Source organism: Helicobacter zhangjianzhongii (assembly GCF_030249855.1).
Classification (GTDB): domain Bacteria; phylum Campylobacterota; class Campylobacteria; order Campylobacterales; family Helicobacteraceae; genus Helicobacter_B; species Helicobacter_B zhangjianzhongii.
The window spans coordinates 62,425-83,277 of record NZ_JANURN010000004.1 but is presented as its reverse complement, the minus strand read 5'-3'; the positions used below and the strand labels follow the sequence as shown (position 1 = coordinate 83,277).

Genomic DNA, 20,853 nt, shown 5'->3' with positions numbered 1-20,853 from the left:
CTACCCCCTGCTAAAAGTCAAAAACACAAGCCCAGCGCAAATAAGCGCAATGCCTAGGATCTTTTGCAAAGTGAGCGGCTCGCCAAAGGCGAAATACGCCACCACAGCGGAAAAAATAAAGCCCAAGCTAAGGAAAGGATAAGCGATAGAGACATTCACACGCGCTAGCACGATAAGCCAGCTCACAATGCTAATGGCATAAATCGCCAAGCCCCCTAGGATAAAGGGATTTAGCACGCCTTTTAGGATAAAGCTAAGGCTTAGACTTAGCTCGCCAAGCTCGCTCATACCGCGCTTTAATAGCAGCTGGGCTGTGGCATTGAGTAGGACGGAAAAAAGAATGAGAGGGATAAAGGCGATCATAGGGACTCCTTTAAAAATGAGATTAAGTGTTTTTGGCGTTGGCGGCGATTCAGTCTTGGGTAAGCAATGCGATTGATTGCGCGATTTTGGGGACAACCGCAGACCTCAAGTCTAGCTCTGCCCCCAAAATCACGCAAAGCAACCACAGCCCCACTGCAATGCTTAGAATCGTGGAGGGTTGGCTGGGCTTTATTCCTAGAATCCACTTTTTGCGTGGTGGCGTTATTTCTGTCATTGCGAGCGGATTGAAAATCCGCGTGGCAATCCATTTTTTCAATCGCGCCGCAAGGTGCAAGGAGCAAGGGGCGCATAAAGGAGCGTGGAGTAAGCCCAATGAGCCACAAAAACGGAGAGAAAAAGACCGCTAGAAAATGCGCTTGTGTGAAATAAATAAGGTTTAAGAATGCGGAGATACTAGAATCTAGTTTTGTCAAAGTGGATTCTAGGCGTGATGTATGGATCGCCACGCCGACTTCATCGGCTCGCGATGACAGGAAAAAGGCTTCACTCGCTCGCGATGACAGAGAAAACGCGGATTCTAGCTTAAACTTGCTCGCGGTGGATTTACTAAAGAAACTGCAGCTGCGCCTTGTTTTATGGCTTTTGTTACCGCTTTTGGATTCTAGGATTTTGGAGATAGAATCGGTGCTTTGCGTGTGTTTTGGCGTAAAGTCGCTCGCGGTTGGATTTGGGTGATAAAAATGGTGTTTTGCAAGCGCGTGCAAGGGCGCATACTTGGCGTATGTAACTGCAGCACGCGCGCCGCAATCACCATTTTTAGCCCCAAAGCCTACGCGCCTAAGTTGTTGCCCCCCCCCCCCCCTTAGAAGCTCCCGCAAACACCCATAACTTTTGCAACGGATAGGAGAAGAGTGGCACACTTAGGGCGATAAATGCGCTTATAAGATAGTAGGAGAGCGTGAAAAACGCGCCAAGATAGGCGATGATCTGGGCGTAGAGGGCGATTAGAGCTAGCACGATGAGATAGCGCGGCAGCATTGTGCTGTGGTTGGGGTAGGCGCGGAATGCTAGGCGCATTTGCGCGAAGTAGCCGAAGATGAAGCTAGCAAGAGAGCCTAGCAGAGTAGCTAGGTTTTGAGTGGATATTTGGTTGGAGGATTCGGCTTTCGGGCTAAAATCGTGGATTTCATCGGCTCGCTTCGTCGATAGACCACTAGTCTTATCTCCTTGCGAGCCTTGAAAAACCCCGATTTGTAGCTCCAAAATCCTAGAATCCTGTGCTTGCTTGCTTGCATTTTGGAGTTGTCTGTTAGTCGCCTCTGGCGTTTCTAAATTTTGGGCATTTTGAGTAAAAGCACTAGAATCCTGTGCTAGCTGCTTTAGGGCTTGGGCGTTGTCGCTAGAATCCACTTTTTTACTAGGATTGTTTTTGTCATTGCGAGCCGCGTTAGCGGCGTGGCAATCCATACATTCTGCGCTAGCAGAATAGCTACCCCTAGAATCCACTTGTAAAAGCAGTGCTGAGAGATTTGCCACGCCATAGAATACCCCGCTTGCAAGCGCACCCACTACACAATAGCGCAAAAATGTCGCATATCGTGCAAGCAAGCTTAAGAAGGCTTGATAGGGTGATTGCAAGGGGGATTTGCTCATAGGCTCTCTATACTCCAATAGATTTCGCCTAGGCTATTAGGCACGACATAGAGTGGGGTAGGGGCATTATCCTTGCTAATAAGCCTAGTGAAAGGGATTTTTGCAGATTCTAGCTTGTGTAGGAATGAGTGCTCCCAGCCATTTGAGTAGATATAGAGAGTCTGCTCTTGCGTGTAGGTCTTAGCAGAATCTAGGCGTGCTAGGGTGGCTTGCTTATAGTGTGAGCCGTGCTTGTAAAACTGCTTTGCATAGGTGGTGAAATTTATCGTAATTGTTACTAGCAGAGCTATGCGCAGTAAGCTGCCTAGGGGCTTCTTGCATAGATAGTAGCTAACGCCTAGCACAAGGAGTGGGAGGAAATACATCTGTGGCACATAGCGCGCCCACCACGATTCTGGATTGATAAGAAAGCTCCCTGCAACTAACAACAAAAGCCCTAGAATCTCCTTGCGCCTAAAGCCTTGGCGGAAGAGCACAAGCATAAGCGCACTAAGCAGCACCACCCCGCTAAAATACGCGCCAAACCCAGCGATACGCGTATCGACATTTGGGGCTTCATCGTGCAAGTGTGAAAAGGGAGCTTTAAGCTGTGGGGTGCATTGCGCGGTGCAGTTTTGCGTGCGTGAGAAGAGTGAGTAGAGAAGTTTAGTGCCAGAGTTTAGCTCATCAAACATTTTTGGCTGCTGCCCTATGATGATGTTGATTTTTTCTTTGCCTAAGAGTGGGTAGCCAAAATGCTTGCCATTAGCTAGATTGGTAAGGAGTGGATTGGCATTGCAAGCGATGATAAGAGAGCCTGTGATAAGTCCTAGCACGATAATGGGCTTAGAGTCTTTGAAGGGATAAAACCAGAGTAGATAGACAAGATAGCCTAGCCCGATAAAGCCCGCATACGCTACGCCTGTGAGCTTAATGCTAGCCATTGCTAGCAGTGCGCCTGCTAGGATAGAAGAGCGAGCAAAGAGGGCTTGGGATATGGCTTTTATCTCGTTAGGGCTAGAATCCACTAGCTTCCTGCGGTAAAACTCTCTATCAATAATGGCGCAAAATGCCACCAAAAGCGCGCAAGAAAGCAGCCCATCGACATAGTAAGTGGCGATTTGCGCGCCCACCACAGGCGAAAAGCTTGCAAACAGGCTAATGATAGCAGCACTCAGCGGGCTGATAAATTTGGCTAGCACAGAGAGACTATATAAAAACGCCCCAAATGCGGCGATAAAGTTTAGTGCCTTGCCTAGCTCGATAGTATCAAGGCTACTAGGAGCGATAGGAGCAAGCGCGCTCACAATAGAGCTAGCGACTACCTCGCTAAACTTGAGATAGTGCTCTACCCAGATTTCGTGGCTTAGGTAGGGGAGCAAGGGCTCTATGTCTGCCATTTTCTGCCATACTGGATTCCAGCCATTTGCAAGGTATAAAATCCCTATTTGGTGGTAGGCTCTCCCGTCCCAAGAGTAGTCATAGAGCAGGGCACTAAGTGTGAGAGAGAGACTAAAGCCACCTAGCACAGCTGCCCCCCCCCCTAGAAGAATTTCCCTACTTTTTGCCAAAAATAGTGGGATAAGACTTATGGCAAAGGCAAGGGGCAAATGCAGTGGCGTGATAGGGATATGGAGCAAAAATCCAAGACTTGCTAGCATAAAGAGTGCGCATAAAAATCCCAGAAATACGCAAGCTATGGTGAAAGTAAGCCTAGCACAATAGAATCTAGCAAAGCTAGATTCTAGGGCTTGCAGTAGTGATATGGTGCGGTGCAGTAGCATTGGGATCTCCTGTTAGATTCTAGCTTTGTGCGCTGCTATCTTTGCGCGTGCCAAGCAAGAGTAGGTAAAACACAAGCGCAAAGCCCACACACATAGCGATACAAAATGGCACGCCCATATTCATAGCCCAGTGGGTTTCTTGTATTGTGTGCTGCCCCCCCCCCATTCAATAATTGCATAATTGCTTGACTTAGGGAGTCGATATAGGGCTTAAGCTTTTGCCCCCGGTAGATGAATAGTGTGATAGCTAAAAGGGCTAGCATAGGCAGGCTGAACGCTTTGTAAGAGTCTTTTGCGATAAGTAGGGCGAGAAAGAGCATATAGCCATCATAGCCTAGGTGGGGCAGGGTGAAGAGTGAAAGCACAATGCTCGCGCTAATGATCGCGCTTTCACTTGGTTTATACGCATAGACAATCCACACAAAGCTTGCGTAAATGACTAGGATTATAAGACTTATGGGGCTTATGGGATTGTGGAAGAGCTTTTGTGAGAGGGAGAAAAGATCGCTTGGACCGCCTAATGCGCTGCCGCTGGCATAATGGGCGGCATTGACTTGGCTTAGTAGGCGCAGGGTGTCTATGGGGCTTGTGTGGGTCTGTAAGCTAAAGGCACATATAACTAGAGCCACTAGCACGCCAGCTGCGATGACTTCTCTCCTATATCCTGCTAGGAAAAATCCAAGCATAAGCGGCAGCCCGAAAGAATGCTTAATGCACACAAAAGCTAGGGCGATACTTAAGACAATAGGCTTATGCCTAAAGCAGTAGGCTAGGGCTATGAAAAAGCCTATCATAATCGCGCTTTGGGCATTGCCAATCACATTGCCAAAGCAATAGCCCAGCACCGCAAGTATAGCCGCGCCATAGACAAAGGCGCGATTTATCCCATAGCGTATAAAGAGAAAAATCGTGCCACAAAATAGCACGATATTACACAAAGCAAAGGCGATCTTCGCTCCCTCCCACTCCAGCAAGCCAAAGGGAAACATCACATAATACATCAAGGGCATATAATTAGGTCCATTTGCTAGGAATACATCGCCATTAAGATAAGCGATATAAGGGTTTATAGCCTGCTCAAACTCCCCTAAGCCAAAGAGCTGCTTTGTAGGATACCACTGCATATCTAGTGATGCCCACTCCCCAAGTGTCGCTGCGCCAAAGCTAAGATACGCAGCACGCGCGATAATAAGTGCAAAAAGCACAAAGCTAGTCTTGGGGTATCGCTTGATAAGCGCATTGATAGTGTTGGTGAAATTTGCTAGGTGTTTAGACATTACTGCTCCTTTGGTGCTGGGGTTAGGATATTGCTATGCTCTGTGTCAGTGTTGGCAAAGATGATGAAATGCGCACTTTTAGCGACTTGTTTATAAGGGTAGGAGCCATTTATAAGCTTCTGGTAGATGTCTTTTGCTTCTTGCTCTTGCGCATTTTTGGGCGTATCGTAGCGATCTTTATCTCTATATAGGATAATAAAATCCTTTGGTATAAAGCTATTTGCCCTAGATTCTTTAGCCCACTCTTCATAGACAAACCCAGCAGGATAAGAAAGCCCATAAATCGGGTAGATTTGCGTGGGCTTTAGCCCAAGTGATAGGTAGGCGAAGTTTGTATTCTCGCTTAAAATTGTCGCACGAGTATCGTGGATCAGCGGACGCAGAGTCTCTATGAGCTCATCGCTTAAGGCATACATAGTCGCTTTGGAATCCGCTTGTGCGTAGTATTTGGTGAAAACTTGCTTATAAGAGCCGCTCATACTAGCCCCGATAATTTGGACAAACAGCACCGCAAGCAATACTGCCCCCCCCCCCTAGAAGCTTTGACACACGCAGTGTGCCAAGTGTGCTTAGCACAAGGATAGCAAGAGCTATGGAGCTAAAGTAGTAGGCTTCCCACGCTTTATTGACAAAAAAGAGTAGGTAAATAAGAGAGACTAAAAGCCCAGCGGCAATGGGTGTGAATGGGAGTAGTGAGACTTGGTTTGATTTGGGCGTTGGCTTTCTAAAGAAACCTGCGAGCTCACGCCCGCACCGCTTCGCTTGTTTTGGGGCTAAAAACGCCTGCTTGCCAGCGATGAAGCAATAATACGCCACAACGGCAAGCAGCACGATAAACACAACTATCTCAAAGTAGTAAAAATCAATCATCGCAAGCTTATCGCCTAAAGACACTTGCGTATATGCGCCGTGGTTGGTGGCATTAGAGTTCATATTGCCTTCAAACATTGCATACCACGCGTTAAAGCCTCTTGGGTGCAGGAGATAGGGATTTGTGAGAATCCAAATAGCAAAGACCCCAAAGCTCGCTACAATCGCGCGCTTGACACTGCGCCAAAAGCCCTGCTCTCGCACACATAGAAAAATATAAGCGTAAATCATAGGGATAAACAAAATCGCCTGAAACTTCGCCACCCCCATACCTAGCCCAAGGGCGATCCACGCAAGCGTGTAGTGCTTGCTAAAGCGAAAATTATCGCGCAAGAGATAGTAGGCACACGCTAGCACGAAAAAGGCTTGAAAGACATCTGGCTTATAAATATAGCCTTGGTGCCAGAATCCACTCATCGCGATAAAAATACCAATGACAACCACGCAAAGCCTAGCAGAGAGATACATTCTAGCTATTTTATAAAGTAGCCAAAGATTGGCTATGCTAAAAAGCGCATTTAGCACGCGTGGGGCGTAGATCTGCAAGGGGTAATTTTCTGTGATGATAAAGGGCAGGGCGGCAAGGAGATTTAGCATATAGTAGGGGAAGCCGTAGTTGTATGCACCAATGGTGAAAATCTTTTTGATATTAAGCGTGATAAAGCCATTATAAATACTTTGTAGCTCTAAAAAATGCTCCATTTCATCGCCTCTAGCGAGCCCTAGAAACTCCACATCGACATACCGCCAATCCATATAGCAAAAGACTGCAAAGCAGCCAAGCAAAATGCCATATAGCACGATAGATTCTCTAAGGCTAAATTTCTGTGGGTTCATAACTACTCCTTTGGTTTAGTGATATTGCTATGCTGCTCATCAGTATTGGCAAAGATGATGAAATGCGCACTTTTGGCGACTTGCTTATAAGGATATGCCCCGCTAAAGAGCTTTTCTAGCACGGCTTGCGTGTCTGTATCGCTATGGGATCGCTTCTTGTAGCTTTCTAGCCACCAATTTTGGCTTAAGATGATGAAGTCTTTGGGGATAAAGGGCAGGGAGTGGGGCTTCTTGCTCCACTGCTCATAGACAAAGCCATCAGCATTTGGCAGACCAAAGATTTGATAGATTTGCGTGGGCTTTAGTCCAAGTGATAGGTAGTAGAAATTCACATTATCGCTAAAAATGGTGGCATTTGGATCAGTGATAAAAGGGCGCACGAGATCAGTAAGCTCCTGTGCTAGAGCGTGCGCAGAATCTAGGGAGATAGGATATTTGGTAAAGACTTGTTTATAAGCACTAGACATAAACCCTCCTAGAATCTGCAATGCAAGCAAGAGTGATAGCACAGCGGTTTGATAGCGTGTAGATCGCTTTGCATTGTGCTGCCCCCCCCCCCCCTTAGAAGTTTTCATAAATGCTTTGGCACAAGCTAGGGCAAGCGGGATATATAGCACGCAGCCAAGAGCCATCGTGCTAAAGTAGTAAGCTTCCCACGCTTTATTGACAAAAAAGAGCAGGTAGGCAAGCGAGATGAAAAACCCCACTGCAAGTGGGGCAAATGGTATGAGAGATTGGGGTTTTTTTGGTTTTGGCATTGGCTTTCTAAAGAAACCTGCGAGCTCACGCCCGCACCGCTTCGCTTGTTTTGGGGCTAAAAATGGCGATTCTAAAGAAACATCGCCTAGCGGCGAGCGGTATCCCTTGTTTTGCTGCGGCGAGTCGGCGGTTACATACGCCAAAGTATGCGCCCTTGACTCGCCTTGCAAAGCCCCATTTTTATCACCCAAATCCTGCCGCCTAGTCGCGTTTGTAGAATTGCTGCTTTGTAGAATTTCTGCGTTTTGGGTAAAAATCCTAGAATCCATTTTTTTATCGTCATCGCGAGACACTGCGCTAGCATAATAGTCTTTACTAGAATCCTTGTTTTGACCTATTGTTTGTTTGTGTATCTCACCCAAAGCTAAATCCCTAAAAACGCGCACAAGTCCTAGCCACAGCAAATAACAGCACAACACCAGCAGCACGATAAACACAACCATCTCAAAATAGTAGAAATCAATCATCGCAAGCTTATCGCCTAAAGACACTTGCGTATATGCGCCGTGATTAGTGGCATTAGAGTTCATATTGCCTTCAAACATACTAAGCCACGCGTTAAAGCCACTTTTGTGCAAAAGGTAAGGATTGCTAGCAATCCATAGCGCGACAACTCCTAGCGTGCCTAGCGCACACCGCTTTAGTGCTAGGAGTATTTGCCCTGCTTGCATAGAGAGAGCAGGCAGGCAGATATAGGCATACATCATAGGGATAAACAAAATCGCCTGAAACTTCGCCAGCCCAATGCCTAGCCCAAGAGCGATCCACGCTAGCGTGTAATGCTTGCCAAAGCTAAAATTATCGCGCAAGAGATAGTAGGCACAAGCCAGCACGAAAAAGGCTTGAAAGACATCTGGCTTAAACACATAGCCTAAATGCCAGAATCCTGCCATAGCTACAAACACCCCCACCAGCAAAAGTGCGTTACACGCGCTAAGATACATTCTAGCTATTTTATAGAGTAGCCAAAGATTGGCTATGCTAAAAAGCGCGTTTAGCACGCGTGGGGCGTAGATCTGCAAGGGGTAATTGTCTGTGATGATAAAGGGCAGGGCGGCAAGGAGATTTAGCACATAGTAGAAAAAGCCATAGTTATAAAACTCAAAGGCGAAAAACTGCTTAATATTAAGCGTGATAAGCCCTTGGGACATCTTTTGTAGTTGCAAAAATTGGGGCATAGCATCGCCATTAGTTAGAGCTAGAAACTCCACATCGACATACCGCCACCCCATATAGCAAAAGACTGCAAAGCACACTGCCATAAGGGCATAGAGTGCGAGATTGTCTCTAAAATTTCTCATACTTACCTCCAAAATCCAATGATGATAAAGCTTGCTAGCCACGCTAGGATCACAAGCTGCAAGAAGCGATCGGTTAGCAGGATCTTTGATGGGCTAGAGGATTTGTGCAAAACAAAGGTGATTTGCATATAGCGGAAAATCCCTAGCAGCACAAAGACAGAAGTTAGGTAGAGATTATGCGTGTGGAGGCGTTCATTCACGCTTTCATCGATACTATAAAAGATATATGCCACCATTACAAGCGAGGCAGAAATCCCCATAGCAATGTCCAAAAATACGCGATTATAGCCATCGATATTTTTGCGCACTTTTGTGCCAGACTCTAGCAGGAGTATATCATCGCGCCTTTTGGCAAGGGCGAGAAACACCGCTAGCAAAAAGGTCGTGATCACAATCCAATGTGAGAGCCCAATAGCAATCACACAAGCCCCCACCCAAAGCCGCAGCACAAAGCCACTAGCTATGCAAAATACATCGACAATAGCAATATGCTTAAGATATAGGCAGTAGGCGAGATTGATGATGATATAAATAAGCAGTGGCGCGTAGAGATGAAGCAGCGAGCTTGCCTCTAAATCTCTGCCCACAATCATATATGCCCCCCCCCCCCTATGAGCAAAAGAGCTATGCCAAAGGCATAGCCTAGAGCAGGTGAGATGAGTCCGCTAGCTATGGGGCGGGCTGCTTTGCTAGGGTGCAAGGCATCAAGCTTGGCATCAAGGCAGTCATTTATGGCATAAATCCCGCTAGCCACAAGGCAGAATCCACAAAATGCGATACATAAATCAAGCGCGACTGCGCCTAGCTCATACTGCCCAAAGCCAAAAAATGCAGGTGCAAAAATGAAGAGATTTTTGCTGTATTGGTGCGGACGCATTAGCGTGATAAAAGCGTTAAATTGAGTGAGTAGGGGCATAGATTCTCTTTATGTGGCTAGGGATAAGCGCGGATTATAGGGGATAATTGCTTAAATGCTGCTTCTTTGGTGCGTGGGCTAGAATCTAGTGGATTCTAGCTTGTTGTGTTAGAACTTTTTCTTCTGCACATCATCTTGTATCGCAGAGGCGATTGTATGCACGCGCTGGGTGATGGTGCTAGTATCATTAGCGATACCGACATTTTCTTGTGTGATTGATTGGATTTGATTGATAGCTTCATTGATTTGTGAAAGCCCTGCGGTTTGCTCATTGACCGCTTCGGAAATATCATTGACACTTTGCACAAGGATAGAGATATTTGCTTCAATCTCACTTAGCGATTTGCTAGTCTTCTCTGCTAGCTTTCTCACTTCATCAGCCACCACGGCAAAGCCTCTGCCGTGCTCCCCTGCTCTAGCGGCTTCGATAGCGGCATTTAGGGCTAGCAGATTTGTCTGCTCGGCTATATCTTGGATCACGCTAACGATATTTTTAATATCCTGTGCTTGTGCGGTGGCTTCGTTTGTCTGTGCGCTGACATTGTGCATAGAAGCATTGATCTGTCCCACTGCTGTTACACTCTGCTCTAGCGCGCTTGCTTGAGACTGCGTGCCATCAAGCAGCTTACCCATAGAGCTTTCAAGGCTCTGGCTCTGGCTAGTTAGCTCATCGGCAAAGCTTGAAGAGGTTTTGAGCATTTGGATAATTTCATCGCCAAGTTTGTTTGCGGTTATCTCGACATTGCCCTTGGCATTGGGGATTTGCTTGGTGAAGTCTAGCTGATTGTAGGAGGCAAACACCGCGCTAATGACATTCATATCCGCACCGATTTTGGATTCTAGGACTTGGAGCATTTTGTTTAGCGCGATGACTAGCTCTTTGACTTGTGGGTTTATGGGGTCTGCATCTATGCGCGCACTTATATTGCCTGCTTCTATGGCTTTGACCACTTGTAGCGTGCATTCTACGGCGTGCTTGTCTTGGGCTAGAGTCTTTTTAGTATGCTTAATATTGTCATTGATCGCCTGAGCCATTCTGCCAAATTCATCGTTGGTTTTAATATCCAGCAACGCCGCATCGCTGGCTTTGTGATTAAGAAAGTCAAAAAACCGGATAAGCCCATTGGTGATAGGCGTGATATGGCGGAGCTGATAGACGATGATCCAATACAGCAAGACAGCAGTGATTACAATCGCTATCGTGGCAAAGCTGATTTGTGAGATGAGATAGGTGTGTAGCTCTTCTTCAAAGTCTGTAACGGAGTTTGCCGAGCATAGGAGCCATTCATTTTTGTTGATATTACATACAGCGATTTTAGAGATACCTTCAAACTCATAGTGCAAAATCCCAGAGATGACATTGAGATCTTTGGGCGTGCGTGCATAGAGATCATCATAGACTTCGTATTTTTGCATATCTTCGGAGAAAAGGACTTTTTCATCAGAATGCAGGAGATTATAAGTGCCTCTATCATCTGTGCCTACTAAGAAGACAGAGTTGCTAGGAGAGGTCTTGAGACTCATAAAGGCTTTTTGCAGATCTTTTAGGAAGATATTTGCCCCTACGACTGCGACTATCTTGCCATCGCGGATAATGGGCGCATACACAGAGATAGTAAGCTCATTGGTCGTAATATCGCGGAAAGGTCGCGTGAAGCCGGGCTTACCTGTGGCAAGCGCACCTTTGAACCACTCTCTTGTGCGCGAGTCAAAGCCCTTGCTTTTATCTAGGATATAGGGCTTATTGCCAGATTGCTTATCTGTTTTTATAAGTAAGCCATTATCAGCATAGCCTAGGTAGAGTGCGTCCATTGAAGTAAAGGTATAGGCTGAGTGGAGCCAGTGGGCGATATTTTGCTGCGATAGGTCATCGCCTATATCTGCCACAATCCTTTGCACAAAATCAAGCCTAGCATCAAAATATGTATCAATAAAGCTTAGGGCATTTTTCACACTCTCTTGCTTGCCGTGGCTCACACTCTCTAAAATCGCCTTTTTAGCCAAGATGTAGCCGATGATTTGAAAGGCTACAAAAATAGCCACTAATAATCCCATAATGATTAGGGCGATCTTTTGTGAGATACTTTTCCTCCCCATACACACTCCTTGAAAAGACAAAATGAACGCGTATCCTAACAAAAAAAAAAAAAAAAAAACAAAAAAAAAAAAAAACGAACCCCCCGCAAAATGCGTAAAATCGGGCTTGCAGGGATTGCTTAAATTTGAGCAAAAATCTCGCGTAAAACCCTAGCGATATGCTCTTGGGCAGCTTCGGTGAGATAGGGACTAAAGGGGATAGAGAAGATCTCTTGGGCGATTTGCTCGCTTATGGGGAAGTCGCCCTTTTTGTAGCCAAGGTGGCTAAAGACTTCTTGCAAATGCAAGGGCGTAGGATAGTGGATAGCAGTGGCTATGCCACGGGCGTTTAGGGCGGAGATGATGTGGGTGCGGGTTATAGTAGTGCTAGAATCCTCGTTTTGCTGTGGCGATTCAGCTTTTGGGCTAGAATCGTGGATTTCTTCGCCGCGCTTCGTCGATAGACGCTCAAGTCTTATCTCCTTGCACGGCTTGAAAAGCCCCGATTCTAGCCTCGAAATCTTAGAATCGCTGGGGCGTTCTGTGGGCGTTGGCTTTTTGCGAAAAAGCGGGGAGTTTGCCTTTTGTTTGTGCGATAGACCATCAGTCTTATCTCCGCACAAAAGGCTGCACAACCCCGCTTTTTCATCAAAAATCCTGCCGCCTGCGGCTTGGCTATCAAACACGCTTTGGGCGGTTTTGTCTTGCGACTCGTTTAAATTTGCAGTGGTGCTAGAATCCACTTTTTTATCGTCATTGCGAGCCGCTGCGTGAGCGGCGGTGTGGCAATCCATAGAATCTACTTCTACACTAGAATCCACTTTTTGCGTGGTGTCTTTGTGGATTGCTTCGCCTTTTTTCAAGGCTCGCAATGACAGAGTGGGGGCAGGGCTTAAACTTTGCGCGGCTTGTGATGAGGATTGATTGTGCTGCGCTAAATCAGGCAAATGCCTATCTACGACCCAATCCTCCCTAGAATCTTTCACGCGTAGGCAAAACTGCGCAAACACGCTGGTGCGATTTGGCGCGATGTATGGCAGGGCTAGGTGCTTTTGCAGTGGGGCTAGCAGTGTGCAATACCGCGCTGCTACTTGCTCGCGCAAGTGTAGCTCGCTGGCAAAGTGCCTTAGCTTCACGCGCAAAATCGCGCATTGCAGCTCATCAAGCCTAGCATTGAGCCCTAGCATAGTATGGCGGTATTTGGAGGCTTGCCCGTGATTGCGTAAGGCATAAAGCTTAGTAGCGAGATTTTCATCATCGCAAAACACCGCGCCGCCATCGCCATAGCCCCCAAGCGGCTTGCTGGGGAAAAAGCTCGTAACACTAAGATCCCCAAAGCTCCCAGATCGCGCACTTTTAGCTTCATTGCCTAGCGTAATCGCCGCCCCAAAGCTCTGTGCGCCATCTTCGATGATGGGGATTGCGTGGGGCTTGGCGAGACTCTCTAGCCCTGCTACATCATAAGGCTGCCCAAAGAGACTCACAGGGATAATCGCCCTTGTGCGTGGGCTGATCGCGCGCTTGACTTGGGCTATATCTAGCGTGTAGGTATGCGGGCAAATATCCACAAACACAGGCTTCGCCCCTAGGAATGCCACCATTTCTGCCGCGGCGATGAAGCTAAAGCTAGGCGTTATGACCTCATCGCCTGCGCCTATATCAAGCGCGAGTAGGGCTAGCAGCAGCGCGCTTGTCCCACTAGAGCAAGTGATACAAAACCGCCTGCCTACAAAGCTCGCTAGCTCGCGCTCCAATGCTTGAGAATGCTCGCCTAAGATGAAGTGTTGGCTGTGCAAAACGCTAGCGATAGCAGAATCTAGCTCGTGTTTGTAGGTGTGGTATTGGGCGTGTAAATCAATAAGCGGAATTTTTTGTGCTTGGGGCGATTCAGCTTTGTTGGTGGATTCAGCTTTACTAAAGAAACATCGGCTATCGCCGACCGCTTCGCTTGTTTTGCGCGATAAATCTTTGATTGCTTCGCGCGTGCTGCAGTTACATACGCCAAGTATGCGCCCTTGCACGCGCTCGCAAAGCAAAGATTTACTAAAGAAACATCGGCTTCGCCGACCGCTATCGCTTGTTTTCTCATCGCAAATCTTAGAATCCTTGGCTGGCTCATTTAAATTTGCAGTGGTGCTAGAATCCACTTTTTGCGCGGTGGCTTTGTGGATTGCTTCGCCTTTTTTCAAGGCTCGCAATGACAGAGTGGGGGCTAGACTTAAACTTTGGGCGGTTTGAGTGAAAATCCTAGAATCCACTTTTTGATTATCGGCGTTTTGTCTGTCATTGCAAGCCACTGCGCTAGTAGAATCACACGCCCTAGAATCCTTGTTTTTGTCCATATTCATCAGCACCGCCAGAAGTTATGTAGAAATTGTGTGGAATTTTAGCGTTTTTACAAGTGGATTCTAGGGTTTGTGTTTTTTATTATGGATTACTAAAGAAGCTACGGCTACGCCTTGCTTCTGTGGATTGCCACGCGGACAAGTCCGCTCGCAATGACAGAAAACGCCTCGTGTCAAAAGTGGATTCTAGGAGTGAAGCAATGGATTGCCACGACTTGCTAGCGCAAGTCTCGCAATGACAAGAAAAAGGCGTTAAGTGTAAAAAAGTGGATTCTAAACCAACACACAGGCGGCAGGATTTAAAAAAGTGGATTCTAGGAGTGAAGTTTAAAATCTAAGCGAGCCTGCAAAGGATTCTAGGATTTTGGAGAGTAAAGCTCAAATGTGGATTCTAAACAACTTACAGGCGGAAGGATTTGCCGATGATTTTGGGGGTTGTCAAGCGGTGGGCGCAGGGATTTATCTAGGCGATAATGAGCAAGCCCACCGCGCAGACTCCCGCAAAAGCGCGGCAAAGCCAACGCTTTACAACACAGCGCGGTGTTTTTCTACCATAAAGATAGGGTTGTAACCCCTCTTCGCCTGCCTAAGCCCTGCTATGCCTAGATCTTCTTCGCGATTGGCATAGCGCAGCGATGAAAAGCAGCGAGCCAAAAGCTGCTGGTTTATGATTTGATACGCGCCGATGATGTTTGGCGCGGCTTTTTCTATGTGGATCACTGCCATTTCATCGCTGATTACCTCGCCAAAGCTAAAGGCGATGACAGGCAGCACAGATTCCGCAGGATCTATATTGCCAGAGCCTAATGCGAGCTTCTCCCTAGCACGCACGGCTATGCCTTGTAGCCCTAGCTTATCAAAGCTCTCTAACGCCGCGCAAATCCCCTGCCACTCTAGCTCTAAATCGTCATTTTTAGCAGGATTGCTATCAAGCCAGATTCTAGCTACTTGGGCTAGCTCGCTTGCATTTGCCTGCGTGATAGGCTCAATCTCCCACTCATAGCGTTGCAAAAAGCTGTTTAGGTGGTTTTTTTTCTTATGGAATTTGCGTCCGCTTAATGCGATAAGCTCCTCTATGCTATACACATAATCAAACCTATCAGGCGTAGCCTCTATGGAGATAGCGGGGAAAGCTTGGCGCAAAAGGGGGAGATTGCGCGTTTCTATACGCTCAAAATACAGGGGGAAGCCATTTTCACGCGCGTAGGATTCTAGTGTCTTTAAGGCTTCTAGCTTGGAAGACTCATCGCCAGCAATGGGGAAGAAAAAGTAAGGATTCTGCCCTTCTTTGTGCGTTTGGCGCGTTTGTATGATGAGTGAGTCGCCGCAAATCGCATAGCTAATCGCCCTTGCGTGCTTCCAAATGTAGAGATTGCCAAAGCTAATATCCGCGATAGAAAAGTGATCATTGTGCAAAAATCTTAGAATCTCGCTCCTAGATTCTAGGGCTATGGGCTTGAAAGATAGCGGCATAATGTGTCCTTGCATAAAAGTGGATTCTAGGAGTCAATGTGGGGGTAGCTGCCTAGCCATTGTATCTGCTCGCCCCACTCTTCAAAGATTTTGGCGATTTTCTCATCATCTCTATGCCCCATAAAATCCATATAAAATCCAGAATCAAAGCTGTTTTTAGAGCGGATCGGGCGGGAGTCGATTTTGGTGAGATTGATATTAGCACGAGAGAAGCTCTCTAAAAAGCGTAGAAGTGTCCCTGCCTTTTCAAAGCCCTGAAGCCTAGCGAAAATAGAGGTTTTATCCCTGCCGCTTGGGGGGTTGTGAAAATCGCTTAAGATGACAAAGCGCGTTTTGTTGCCTTGGGAGTCTTGGATATGGGAAAACATCAGCGGCAAGTGGTAGAGTTTGGCAGCAATGTGTGAGCAAATCGCCGCGCTTTTGGGGTCTTGTGTGGCTAGCTGGGCGGCTTTGGCGGTGGATTCTACCGGGATTTGCTGGATATTTAGGAGATTGTGCGCGTGTAAGAATGCGCCACACTGCCCAAAGGCGATGTCTTTGCTATAAATGCGCTCAATCTGGGATAAATGCTCGCATTGTGAGGCAAAGCTTAGGTGGATTGGTAGAATGATTTCTGCGATGATTTTCACGCTGGAGTTGGCGAGATTGTCGATACACTCGCCGACTATGCCGTTGGTGTTGTTTTCAATAGGGACTACGCCATAGCGTGCTTGCTTGGATTCTAGGGCGTTAAAAACCGCGCTAATGGTGTTTATGGGGAGGTATTCGCTCATCGCGCCAAAGCGCGATTCTGCGGCTTGGTGGGTGTAGCTGCCCACAGGTCCTAGATAGGCGACTTTCTCTGGTAGCTCTAGGTTGCGCGATATGGCAAAGATCTCTTGGTAGATGGCTTCTATGGCATCTTTGCTTAGGTGCTTTGCAGGCAGGCTGCTTAGGCGATCGATGATCGCTAGCTCGCGCTCTGGGCGGTAAATGCTGGCGTTGCTTTTGAGCTTTGCTGCGCCGATTTGGGCGACAATCTCTAGCCTAGAATCTAGCAGAGCAAGCAGCTTTTCATCAATGCTATCAATCTGTTTCCGCAAGCGTGCGATTAGGGCTTCATCAGGCGTTGTATCAGGGCGTGGCATATTGCTCCTTGGTAAAAGTGGATTCTAGGCTGGGTGCTGCTTGGCGTTGGTGCTTTGCTCGGCGTGCGTTGGCGTGGCGTATGGATACTAAAGAAGCTGCGCTTTGCCACGCTGACAAGTCCGCTCGCAATGACAAAAAAGGCTCGCAAGTCTCGCAAAGACAAAAAACGCAAAAAGTGGATTCTAGTCTCAAACAATGCTCCAAAGTAAATCTAGGCTAGGTTGGTATAAACCGCTTGGACATCATCATCATCTTCGATTTTATCTAGCAGCTTTTCTAGCTCTTGTATTTGCGTTTCAGCTAGGGTTATGGGGCTTGTGGGGATTCTAGCGAGCTTGGCACTTGTGGGGGTTATCTGCAAGGACTCTAGCCCCTCGCTTAATGCTCCAAAATCCGTGTAGTCCCCATAGGCGATTAGACTGCCATCTTCTAAGGACTCTAGCTCCTCTAGCCCATAGTCAATCAAGGCTAGCTCTAGCTCATCTAGTGGCATAGATTCTGGCTTGCTAAAGGCAAACACACTCTTTCTAGCAAACATAAATTCTAGGCTCCCATTAGGGACTATGGAGGCTCCGGGGGTTTTGTTGAAGTAGCTTTTGATATTGGCGATTGTGCGCGTGGGGTTATCGGTAGTGCATTCTATGAAGATTAGCACGCCATTTGCCGCCTTGCCCTCATAGCTCATCTCGCTAAATGCCCCATCTTTCCCACTTGCTCGTTTAATGGCAGCATCGATATTGTCTTTGGGCATATTTTGGGCTTTGGCAGTGGCGATTGCCGTGCGGAGCTTGGCATTGCTCGCTGGATCGCTGCCACCCTCTTTAGCAGCAGCGGTGATGGCTTTTGCCAGCTTGGGGAAAACTTTACTCATCTTATCCCATCGCTTCTCTTTGGCAGCTCGGCGGTATTCAAACGCTCTTCCCATAAGTATCCTTTGTAAAATGATGAGAGATTATAGGGCATAAAGCCTTATTAGATTCTAAGGTAGCTTAGAATCTTGTCGTAAGTCCCGTGCTTGTGAGCGGGGCGAAGTTAAAAATAAGCCGCACAAAGTAGTCTTGCTGGACATAGAAAGGATTGTTAATATCATTGGTCAAAATTGGTCGGCGGCGATTGACAAACTTCAGCCCGATCCCAAAGCAGCGGATATTTTTATACAGCCCTATATCCCAATCAAGCAAGGTGTTTTTCTCAATATCATAGCCCGCAGAAGCCGAGAAAGCAAACACGCCAAAATCGTGCGAAACATTAGCGCGCAAATACTGCGCACCTGTTTGCGAGAGAATGGTATTTGACAAGAAGTCATAGGCTTGCTTATCTTTGAAAAAGTAGCTTGCAGAAGCAGAAAATGCCCCACGGCTAAAGCTTGTAGCTAGGGCTAGCTCGGACATTCTTTTAGCATAAAAGGAGTAAAAAAAGCTTGCTGAAAAATTTAGCCCAGCTATGGGAGAGAAGCTAAATTTGTTTTCCAAAGGTCGCTTGGCTATCACGCTAGAATCTATATGTGAGCTTTTTAGCACATAGGCAAGCTCATCGAAGTTTAGCCGCTGAAAGATTTTCCAATCAACAATATTGCGTCCGGTGCTAGTTAGGAAGTATTGGGAGAGCTTTAGGTCTAGGGTTTGATTGACAATAGTGTAGGCACTAATGCCTGAAGGGTCCCAAATATCATCATAGAAATATATCGTCCCGCTTGGGGATTCTATGGGGAATTTGTTGAGATAGTCTGCTGCTGCGCCAAACTGCTCTCTTAGGTCGATAGATTTTTTGCGGATTTGGGCGGCTTGATCGCCGGTGGCTTGGCTTAAAAGTCCGTTATGATAGAAGAGATAAGGACCGCTGAAAAGGGCTTCAAACTGGATCGTGTGGAAAAATTTATTATAGCTTTTGGAGAGATCGGAGTTTAGCGAGATGGAGTAGTTGGCAGAAAAGATATTACCATTTTTGTTTGTGTCATCGTTGCTTGGGATATAGCTGTTTTGTGTTTTGGTTAGGAAGAGATTTTCTGCATAAAATTCATTCCAAATGCCAAGTGATAAGTATTGCTTAAAGAGAGAAAATTGCAAGCCCACAGGGATACGCACGCCATTTTCTATGTAGCCATAGCCTGTTTGACGCGTGGTGTTTTTAAACTGATAATCAATGGCATACATAAGCTCTTTGAAAAACAAAGAATCCATATATTTGTGGTATTGAAAATTTGGCACAGATTGGAAAGTGGTTGTATTATCAAGCTTGGCAAGGTTTAGAAAATACTTGAAGTTTAGCCCAAGGTAGTGCTTTTGCGTTTGGATAAAGGCATTTGCCTTAGAGGTGTAGGTCGTATCATAGACGCGTTTATTGATCTGGCGCAAGCGGTAGTAGTCTAGGTCATTCATATGCACAAGGTTTAGATAGATACCATTATCTAGCTCGCTGTTTAGCTTGAAGTATTTTTGCAAGGGGCGATTGCCTAGGTGATAGAGCCGAAGCCCGTAGATTTGCTGGTTTTTGAGATTAAAGCGTTGCATATATTCATCAAAGTTGTATAAATACCCAAGCTCTGCATAGGTGCGATCTAGCCCAGAATCTAGCGCGCGAAATTCTATCAGCCCTCCTATACCGCGCTCTGTGCGCACTTGTGGCGTTAGCGTGATGTCCCAATTTGTCTTTGGGGCGATGTAGTAGGGCAGGAAAAAGGCAAAGCCCTCTGTGCTAGAGGTTACAAAAGAGGGCATAAGTAGCCCTGTCTTTCTTGACATATTAGTAGAGACACTAAAGTAAGGGAAGTAAAATATCGGGACATCGCCGATATATACACGCGGATTCCACAGGGATACGATTTTTTTGCTATCAGAGTAGGAGCCAGAAGATGCCTCCATACGCCAGATTGGGCTTGGCACAGCGCAGCCAGATAGCACTGCCTTTTTAAAAGTGTAGAAAGTATCTTGTGTGGTGGCGCGAGCAGAGCTTACCCATAGTCCGCTTTCTGTATCTTGGAGATAAAGCGGCTCGATAATGCCGTATTTATCATCTAGGGAGAAATGCGTCTCTTTAGTGCGCACAAGCAAATTGCCATCGCGATAAATCCGCACATCACCGCTTGCTTGCACTTGCCGCTCTTGTATATCATAGCGGATAGTATCAGCAAGCACATAGAGCTCTTGATTGATAAGGATCGCATCGCCTATGGCGTGTATGGTGTTTTGCTCGCTATGAAGGGAGTTTGCTAGTAGCTCAAAGACTTTTTGATTGTCTTTGTTGTATTGGGCGATGCCTTCTTTTTGTGTATTTGCTTTTGGGGTGGTTTGCTTGGGCTTTGGAGCAAGATTGGGGTTTGTTGCTTGGGTGGATTCTAGGGAGTGGTCTGCTTGGTGGGGCTGGGTGGATTCTAGGCTTTGTGCTTTTGGGGCTTCATTGTGCGTTTTTTGCGCGGTGCTAGAATCCACTTTTTCAAAAGTGGATTCTAGTGGCTGGGCGATGAGAGTAATGCATAGTAGCTGCAAGCAAGCAAATGCGCAAAGCCCTGTGGATAGGGCGTTGTAGCGAGTGCCTTTGGCTATGTCTTTTGGAGATGGCTTGCACACATATTGTCCTATTGCCTAGCGTTTTTGCATAATGACAATCGTGCGTGCGGCGCGGTCATAGAGCGTGCGCTTAAGGACATCGCTAAAGGCAAAAATAAAGGGTATGTAATACACCGCTTGCGATAAGGTGCGCAAGGCAGCACGCAAAAAGCTTGCCAAAAAGCTTGGGGAATCCAGCAGATCAATGCTCACTACTTGGATTTTGCACAAAATCTTCCCAAGGCTTGCCCCATACCAGAAAGTAAAAAGCCCTTGATACATAATCTCTAGCAAGAAAATCTGCATAATGAGTGAAGAGATTTGCTCTTGTATCTTTTGCTCTATGCTTTGCTCTAGTGGGGCTTTGGCACTATCTTTTAGCATAATGGCACTTGAGCTGCTATCGCGCATTTCTTGCAGTGCTTGCGGCTCGCTTAGGGCAAGAAAGGTGCTAAAGTTGATCATCATCATAAGCGCGCTAAGCAGCAGCGCGTCAATCAAAAAGGCATAAATCCTTTTATCAAGTGGGGCTAAGGTCAGATCCTCTCTATCAAGTGTGTCTTGTAGGGCTTCATCTCTTGCCATA

General features: G+C 46.7%; 20 protein-coding genes. 3 read left to right on the top strand and 17 right to left on the bottom strand.

The window, feature by feature from the left end; translation table 11 throughout:
- The 12 genes from NYG90_RS05060 to NYG90_RS05005 all read right to left on the bottom strand — a co-directional run bounded on the left by NYG90_RS05060 (position 1) and on the right by NYG90_RS05005 (position 14,124).
- Entirely contained in the window at positions 1 to 363 is a 363-nt protein-coding gene (locus NYG90_RS05060) for a DMT family transporter (RefSeq protein WP_181814211.1), read from the bottom strand.
- On the bottom strand, positions 360 to 1,202 hold the full coding sequence (locus NYG90_RS05055) for a hypothetical protein (RefSeq protein ID WP_285264783.1): 843 nt from the start codon (positions 1,200 to 1,202) through the stop codon (positions 360 to 362). The genes NYG90_RS05060 and NYG90_RS05055 overlap by 4 nt, the downstream gene beginning before the upstream one ends.
- The gene (locus tag NYG90_RS05050; RefSeq protein ID WP_285264782.1) at positions 1,162 to 1,977 is read right to left on the bottom strand and encodes a GtrA domain-containing protein; all 816 of its coding nucleotides are present in this window, start codon (positions 1,975 to 1,977) and stop codon (positions 1,162 to 1,164) included. The genes NYG90_RS05055 and NYG90_RS05050 overlap by 41 nt, the downstream gene beginning before the upstream one ends.
- Positions 1,974 to 3,740 (bottom strand): hypothetical protein, encoded by a 1,767-nt coding sequence (locus NYG90_RS05045; RefSeq protein ID WP_285264781.1) that lies wholly within the window; start codon positions 3,738 to 3,740, stop codon positions 1,974 to 1,976. The genes NYG90_RS05050 and NYG90_RS05045 overlap by 4 nt, the downstream gene beginning before the upstream one ends.
- Before the next feature lie 35 nt (positions 3,741 to 3,775).
- Positions 3,776 to 5,017 (bottom strand): glycosyltransferase 87 family protein, encoded by a 1,242-nt coding sequence (locus NYG90_RS05040; RefSeq protein WP_285264780.1) that lies wholly within the window; start codon positions 5,015 to 5,017, stop codon positions 3,776 to 3,778.
- Positions 5,017 to 5,496, bottom strand: coding sequence for a hypothetical protein (locus tag NYG90_RS05035; protein WP_285264779.1), 480 nt, complete (start codon positions 5,494 to 5,496; stop codon positions 5,017 to 5,019). The genes NYG90_RS05040 and NYG90_RS05035 overlap by 1 nt, the downstream gene beginning before the upstream one ends.
- Position 5,497: 1 nt before the next feature.
- Positions 5,498 to 6,724, bottom strand: coding sequence for an ArnT family glycosyltransferase (locus tag NYG90_RS05030; protein WP_285264778.1), 1,227 nt, complete (start codon positions 6,722 to 6,724; stop codon positions 5,498 to 5,500).
- A gap of 2 nt (positions 6,725 to 6,726) precedes the next feature.
- Positions 6,727 to 8,784, bottom strand: a complete 2,058-nt coding sequence (locus NYG90_RS05025) for an ArnT family glycosyltransferase (RefSeq protein ID WP_285264777.1) — start codon at positions 8,782 to 8,784, stop codon at positions 6,727 to 6,729.
- A gap of 2 nt (positions 8,785 to 8,786) precedes the next feature.
- Positions 8,787 to 9,377, bottom strand: coding sequence for a UbiA prenyltransferase family protein (locus tag NYG90_RS05020; protein ID WP_285256842.1), 591 nt, complete (start codon positions 9,375 to 9,377; stop codon positions 8,787 to 8,789).
- Positions 9,374 to 9,700: a UbiA family prenyltransferase gene (locus tag NYG90_RS05015; protein WP_285264776.1), complete on the bottom strand. Its 327-nt coding sequence runs from the start codon at positions 9,698 to 9,700 to the stop codon at positions 9,374 to 9,376. Before NYG90_RS05015 ends, NYG90_RS05020 begins: the two co-directional genes overlap by 4 nt.
- A 108-nt stretch (positions 9,701 to 9,808) precedes the next feature.
- Positions 9,809 to 11,797, bottom strand: coding sequence for a methyl-accepting chemotaxis protein (locus NYG90_RS05010; protein WP_285264775.1), 1,989 nt, complete (start codon positions 11,795 to 11,797; stop codon positions 9,809 to 9,811).
- Between the two features lie 119 nt (positions 11,798 to 11,916).
- Positions 11,917 to 14,124 carry a DegT/DnrJ/EryC1/StrS family aminotransferase gene (locus tag NYG90_RS05005; protein ID WP_285256845.1) on the bottom strand — a complete coding sequence of 736 codons (2,208 nt, stop codon included), beginning with the start codon at positions 14,122 to 14,124 and terminating at the stop codon, positions 11,917 to 11,919.
- Positions 14,125 to 14,150: 26 nt separating this feature from the next.
- On the opposite strand from NYG90_RS05005, the gene NYG90_RS05000 reads away from it, so the two are divergent.
- Both NYG90_RS05000 and NYG90_RS04995 read left to right on the top strand, forming a co-directional pair.
- Entirely contained in the window at positions 14,151 to 14,360 is a 210-nt protein-coding gene (locus NYG90_RS05000; protein WP_285256846.1) for a hypothetical protein, read from the top strand.
- A 125-nt stretch (positions 14,361 to 14,485) separates the two neighbouring features.
- Positions 14,486 to 14,692, top strand: a complete 207-nt coding sequence (locus NYG90_RS04995) for a hypothetical protein (RefSeq protein WP_285256847.1) — start codon at positions 14,486 to 14,488, stop codon at positions 14,690 to 14,692.
- Here NYG90_RS04995 and NYG90_RS04990 read toward each other — a convergent pair.
- Positions 14,647 to 15,594 carry a DUF2156 domain-containing protein gene (locus NYG90_RS04990; RefSeq protein ID WP_285256848.1) on the bottom strand — a complete coding sequence of 316 codons (948 nt, stop codon included), beginning with the start codon at positions 15,592 to 15,594 and terminating at the stop codon, positions 14,647 to 14,649. The two genes, NYG90_RS04995 and NYG90_RS04990, sit on opposite strands and share 46 nt — an antisense overlap.
- A 26-nt stretch (positions 15,595 to 15,620) precedes the next feature.
- The gene (gene pheA / locus NYG90_RS04985) at positions 15,621 to 16,721 is read right to left on the bottom strand and encodes a chorismate mutase (protein WP_285256849.1); all 1,101 of its coding nucleotides are present in this window, start codon (positions 16,719 to 16,721) and stop codon (positions 15,621 to 15,623) included.
- Between pheA and NYG90_RS04980 the strand changes: the two genes are divergently transcribed.
- Complete coding sequence (locus tag NYG90_RS04980) at positions 16,715 to 16,942, top strand: hypothetical protein (protein ID WP_285256850.1); 228 nt, start codon at positions 16,715 to 16,717, stop codon at positions 16,940 to 16,942. The genes pheA and NYG90_RS04980 overlap by 7 nt on opposite strands.
- Here the strand turns inward: NYG90_RS04980 and NYG90_RS04975 are convergent.
- From NYG90_RS04975 to NYG90_RS04965, 3 genes are all read right to left on the bottom strand, one after another.
- Positions 16,934 to 17,647, bottom strand: coding sequence for a YebC/PmpR family DNA-binding transcriptional regulator (locus tag NYG90_RS04975; RefSeq protein WP_285256851.1), 714 nt, complete (start codon positions 17,645 to 17,647; stop codon positions 16,934 to 16,936). The genes NYG90_RS04980 and NYG90_RS04975 overlap by 9 nt on opposite strands.
- Positions 17,648 to 17,711: 64 nt before the next feature.
- On the bottom strand, positions 17,712 to 20,288 hold the full coding sequence (locus NYG90_RS04970; RefSeq protein ID WP_285256852.1) for an LPS-assembly protein LptD: 2,577 nt from the start codon (positions 20,286 to 20,288) through the stop codon (positions 17,712 to 17,714).
- A 15-nt stretch (positions 20,289 to 20,303) separates the two neighbouring features.
- On the bottom strand, positions 20,304 to 20,852 hold the full coding sequence (locus NYG90_RS04965; RefSeq protein ID WP_285256853.1) for an RDD family protein: 549 nt from the start codon (positions 20,850 to 20,852) through the stop codon (positions 20,304 to 20,306).
- Position 20,853 lies beyond the last annotated feature (1 nt).